We start from the raw sequence: 4,681 nt of genomic DNA, 5'->3' as shown, positions 1-4,681 counted from the left end.
AAGACGGGGCTCGCGGGCGAGGCGGGCGTCTCCAGCGGGGTGATGCTGCGGTTCGGGTCCTGGTCGGTGTCGAGCGAGGACGGACCGGTGCCAGGAGGAGGCCTGCGGGTGAAGTCGGTCATCACGGCTCCGGCGGAGGGGGAGGTCACTCTACCCCACCGTCATGTCAGCGGTGTTAACTTCGGGCCATGAGCTTCTTCCAGGCGCCCCCGGTTCTTGGCAACCAGTACGACGACGACGCGTTCCTGCAGGGCTACCTTGCCCGGACCCTGCCGCCGGAAATGTTTCGCTCGCTCCAGGACGACTTCCGGGAGCTGGGCGAGCTGGGCGGCAAGTACTTCTACGAGTTCCAGCAGCGCGACCGGCTGAACGAGCCCGTCCTCACGCAGTGGGACCCGTGGGGCCAGCGCATCGACCACATCGAGGTGTCCCCGCTGTGGAAGGAGGCGGAGGCGCTGACGGCGAAGAAGGGCCTGGTCGCGGTGGCGTACGAGCAGAAGAGCGGTGCGCTCAGCCGCGTGCACCAGTTCGCGCTGAACTACCTGGTGCAGCCGTCGCTGGACGTCTACTCGTGTCCGCTGGCGATGACGGACGGCGCGGCGCGCTCGCTGTTGTCCCTGGGCAACCAGGCGCTCATCGACCACGCCCTGCCCCGCCTGACGTCACGCGATCCGGCGACGTTCTGGACGTCGGGCCAGTGGATGACGGAGCGCACGGGCGGCTCGGACGTGGGGCTGACGCTGACGGAGGCGCGGCAGTCGCCAGAGGGCTGGCGGCTGTACGGCACGAAGTGGTTCACGTCCGCGACGACGGCGCAGATGGCGCTGACGCTGGCGCGGCCCACGGGCAACGGCCCGGGCGGCAAGGGCCTGGCGCTCTTCTTCGTGGAGACGCGGGACGCGCAGGGCCGGCTCAATGGCATCCAGATCAACCGGCTGAAGGACAAGCTCGGCACGCGCAAGGTGCCCACGGCGGAGCTGACGCTGGACGGGACGCTGGCGACGCCGGTGGCGGGGCTGACGGACGGCATCCGCAACATGGCGATGATGCTGAACGTGACGCGCACCTGGAACGCGATGGGCGCGACGTGGGCCATGCGCCGGGCCCTGGCGCTGGCGCACGATTACGCGAAGCGCCGGGTGCAGTTCGGCGCGCCGCTGTCGGAGAAGCCGCTGCACGTGGACACGCTGGCGGGGCTGGAGGCGGAGTTCCAGGCGGGCTTCCTGCTGGCGTTCCGCGCGGTGGAGCTTTTGGGCAAGCTGGAGACGCGCACGGCGACGGAGCAGGAGCTGCTGTTGCAGCGGCTGGTGACGCCGCTGGCGAAGCTGACGACGGGCCGGCAGGTGGTGCACATCACGTCGGAGGTGTCGGAGTCCTTCGGCGGCGCGGGCTACGTGGAGGACACGGGCCTGCCGCGCATCCAGGCGGACGCGCAGGTGCTGTCCATCTGGGAGGGCACGACGAACGTGCTGTCGCTGGACGCGCTGCGCGCGCTGGCGAAGGAAGGCACGCTGGAGGCGTTCTTCCACGAGGTGGAGGGCCGGCTGTCGAAGGTGACGGACGTGGGCCTGCGGCCGTGCGTGAAGACGGCGCACGACGCGCTGGAGCACGCGCGGGCCTGGGTGTCCGGCGCCATGGCGAACCCCACCACGATGGAGGCCGGGGCGCGGCGCTTCTCCCTGACGCTGGGGCGCACGCTGGAATTGGCGCTCCTGAGCGAGCACGCGCAGTGGTGCCTGGAGCACGGGCACGGCCCGCGCAGCCGGGCGGCGGCGCGGCGGTTCCGGCAGAACGGCGTGGACCTCATCCAGGACGAAGTCGACCTGGATGATTCGCGGCTCCTGGGCTGAGCGTCGCGACAGGTGCGCGCGGAGGGCGCGCCCATTAAGAAGCGGGCGCCATGTCCGTCCTGAGCCCCGAGCAGTGCCAGCGCTTCGCCACCGATGGGTATCTCGTCCTGCCGTCCTTCGTGGACGGCGGGACGTGTGAGCGGATGCGGGCCGTCATCCAGGAGCAGCTGGCCTCCGGGGACGGCCCGGTGGAGTACGAGGCCGACGTGGCCTATCCGGGCTCGCCCGCGAGCCTGGGCGCCGAGGGCGGCCGGACGGTGCGTCGGTTGTTGAAGGCCCACGGACGCTCGCCCCTGTTCGCGGCGTGGTTCGACGACGCGCGGTTGCTGGAGGCGCTGGGACAGCTGCTGGACGGGCCGGTGGTGCAGGCGCGGGCGCACCACAACTGCGTGATGACGAAGCAGCCGCGCTTCTCGTCGGACACGGGCTGGCACCAGGACGTGAGGTATTGGGCCTTCACGCGGCCGGAGCTCATCTCCACGTGGTTGGCGTTGGGCGCGGAGACGCCGGAGAACGGCGGTCTCAAGGTATTGCCCGGCACGCACCGGATGCAGTTCGCGCCGGAGCGCTATGACGCGAAGCTGTTCCTGCGGCCGGAGCTGCCGGAGAACGCGGCGCTCATCGAGAGCGCGCGGTACGTGCGGCTGTCCCCCGGGGACGTGCTGTTCTTCCACGCGCGGCTGTTCCACGCGGCCAGCCGGAACCACACAGCGGACACGAAGTACTCCGTGGTGGCCACGTACCGCAGGACGGACAACCTGCCCGTCCCGGGCTCACGGTCCGCGAGGGATTGAGCGTTGCTTCAGGGTGCGTACTGGTATCGCTCGATGATTCGCCCCTCGGGTGAGACGGCGTAGAGCTCGAACCAGTCGAGCTCGAAGTTGCCACCCGGCCCGATTCCCTCGCACTGATCGACGCGCCGGTTCACGCGAACAATGTAGACGCCCTTTCCCTTGCCCACGACGACGTCCAGGGCCCGCGCGGTGAAAATGCATTCATTGCGGCGCGCCTTGGGAAAGCGGCTCAGCACATCCTGGAGGGCCGCATGGGATGCCAGGATGGCGGGACCATCCAGTGTCGCCATGGGCTCGACATCCTCTGGCCATTCAAAGGCAGACGTTCCGGCATCGATGCCGGCCGCAGAGTTGTGAGCTGGAGTTTCAGGGCCTGGCTTTGCGCCCGAACAAGCAGACAGCGCCCCAACGAGGACGCTGACCACAACCGGGCTCATGCCGCGTCTGCCCAAGAGAAGACGCGGCATCGGGACTGACATGGACTACTTCGCCGCCTGCGACAGGGCCTCTTCCACGTAGCGGATGCCCTTGGCGGTGATGGCCTTGCCCTTCTTGGTGTCCTGGGCGTAGCCGGCGTGCAGGCGCAGGGCCTTGGCGGCGTTCGGGGCGGCGTACGTCACGCCCAGCCCGCTCCAGAAGCGCGACGTGGTTCCGGACGTCACCTCCACGTCCAGCGCCTTCGCCAGGTAGAGCGGGATCAGCGAACGCAAGAGCTGGTCCTTCTCCTTGCCCGCGGAGACCAGGTCCTTCTGGCGCGCGTGGCCTCGCAGCGCGGTCTCCAGCACCGACACCGCGTCCCCGCTCGTTGCTCCGGACGTGGCCGCCTTCTTCGCGGCCGGGGCCTTCTTCGCCGCGCTCTTCTTCTTCGCGGGGGCCGCCTTCTTCGCGGCCGGGGCCTTCTTCGCCGCGCTCTTCTTGGTCGCGGCCTTCTTCGCCTTGGGCGCCGTCTTGCGGCGGGCGGCGGGAGAGAGCTCCATGCGGCCCTCGAAGGGGATCTCCACCACCGTCGCGTCCACCTGACGCTGCGGCGTCGCGTTGCGCAGCGACTCGATCACCTCATGCATGGACGCGCGCGGGGCCTCCGAGTGCACCGGGCGGGAAACGCGGGTCGGCGCGGGCTCGTTCACCGGCGGCTTGCCCTGCGCGTAGTACCGCACCCAATCGCTCGCCTCCTCCACCACTTCAGACAGGCCAACGCGATCGAGCAGCGACCCCAACCACCGAAGACTGTTGCGCACTGAGAACCCTCCCGTTCTGATCCACGCTACTACACTCCAGACAGAAGCAACCTATATCGCCAGCAATACGGGTTGTTCCATGCCCCCGTGGGTCGTTCCGCCCCCTCACCCACGGATCAGGAGAACAGACGTGCAGATGTAGCGCGCTGTTGGACTCACTGCCTTACGGACACCACGCTGCGCGTCTTCACGTTCGTCACCTTCCCCGAGCGCTCCAGCATCCCCTCCCCCACGAGGAACAGCGCGCCGTGGATCTCCTGCCTGCACCGCGCGTACACCTCCGAGGGCACCACCAGGTTCGCGATCCCCGTCTCGTCCTCCAGCGAGATGAAGCAGATCCCCTTCGCCGTGGGCGGCATCTGCCGGCAGATCATCATCCCGCCCACCTTCACCCGCCGCCCCGCCGACACCCGCTTCAAGCCCTCCGCCGTCACCGCCCCCATCCGCTTCAACGTGGGCCGCAGAAGCTCCAGCGGGTGCTTCTCCAAGGACAGCCCTACCGTGTCGTAATCCGCCACCACCCGCTCCTGGACCCCCATGGGCGGCAATTCCACCTCCGTGCCGTCCATGGACATGCCGAAGAACAGGTCGTCCGCGTCCAGCGGCCCCAGCGCCTGGATCTCCCACAGCGCCTGCCGCCGCGCCCCGCACAGCGACGCCAGCGCCCCGGACAACGCCAGCCGCGTCAATTCATGCCGGGGAATGCGCGCCCGCCGCGCCAGGTCTCCCACGCTCGAGTAGTCCCCGCGCCTCGCGCTCTCCACCGCCCGGCCCGAGGACTCGCCCAGCCCCCGCACCA

Annotated in this window: 4 protein-coding genes and 1 pseudogene; 2 read left to right on the top strand and 3 right to left on the bottom strand. The window is 69.4% G+C overall.

Annotation, left to right across the window (positions count from 1 at the left end; genetic code table 11):
- Positions 1-188 precede the first annotated feature (188 nt).
- Together D7X55_RS36030 and D7X55_RS36025 are read left to right on the top strand one after the other, a co-directional pair.
- Positions 189-1,850, top strand: coding sequence for an acyl-CoA dehydrogenase family protein (locus tag D7X55_RS36030; protein WP_121725403.1), 1,662 nt, complete (start codon positions 189-191; stop codon positions 1,848-1,850).
- 50 nt (positions 1,851-1,900) lie between these two features.
- Complete coding sequence (locus D7X55_RS36025) at positions 1,901-2,644, top strand: phytanoyl-CoA dioxygenase family protein (protein ID WP_121725402.1); 744 nt, start codon at positions 1,901-1,903, stop codon at positions 2,642-2,644.
- An 8-nt stretch (positions 2,645-2,652) separates the two neighbouring features.
- On the opposite strand, the gene D7X55_RS36020 is transcribed toward D7X55_RS36025, so the two are convergent.
- The 3 genes and pseudogenes from D7X55_RS36020 to D7X55_RS36010 all read right to left on the bottom strand — a co-directional run.
- Positions 2,653-2,934: a hypothetical protein gene (locus D7X55_RS36020; protein ID WP_121725401.1), complete on the bottom strand. Its 282-nt coding sequence runs from the start codon at positions 2,932-2,934 to the stop codon at positions 2,653-2,655.
- A gap of 192 nt (positions 2,935-3,126) precedes the next feature.
- The gene (locus tag D7X55_RS36015; protein WP_233610272.1) at positions 3,127-3,882 is read right to left on the bottom strand and encodes a hypothetical protein; all 756 of its coding nucleotides are present in this window, start codon (positions 3,880-3,882) and stop codon (positions 3,127-3,129) included.
- A gap of 155 nt (positions 3,883-4,037) precedes the next feature.
- Positions 4,038-4,681, bottom strand: a pseudogene (locus tag D7X55_RS36010) (error-prone DNA polymerase); the annotation flags it as partial.

Origin of the sequence: Corallococcus sp. AB049A (assembly GCF_003668885.1) — a bacterium.
GTDB lineage: Bacteria > Myxococcota > Myxococcia > Myxococcales > Myxococcaceae > Corallococcus > Corallococcus interemptor.
The sequence above is the reverse complement of the archived record's forward strand: the minus strand, read 5'-3'. Positions and strand labels throughout refer to the sequence as shown.

Bases quoted from the DNA above. Each gene is read 5' to 3' on its own strand.
- D7X55_RS36030 (WP_121725403.1), top strand. From the start codon at position 189: ATGAGCTTCTTCCAGGCGCCCCCGGTTCTTGGCAACCAGTACGACGAC.
- D7X55_RS36025 (WP_121725402.1), top strand. From the start codon at position 1,901: ATGTCCGTCCTGAGCCCCGAGCAGTGCCAGCGCTTCGCCACCGATGGG.
- D7X55_RS36020 (WP_121725401.1), bottom strand. From the start codon at position 2,934: ATGGCGACACTGGATGGTCCCGCCATCCTGGCATCCCATGCGGCCCTC.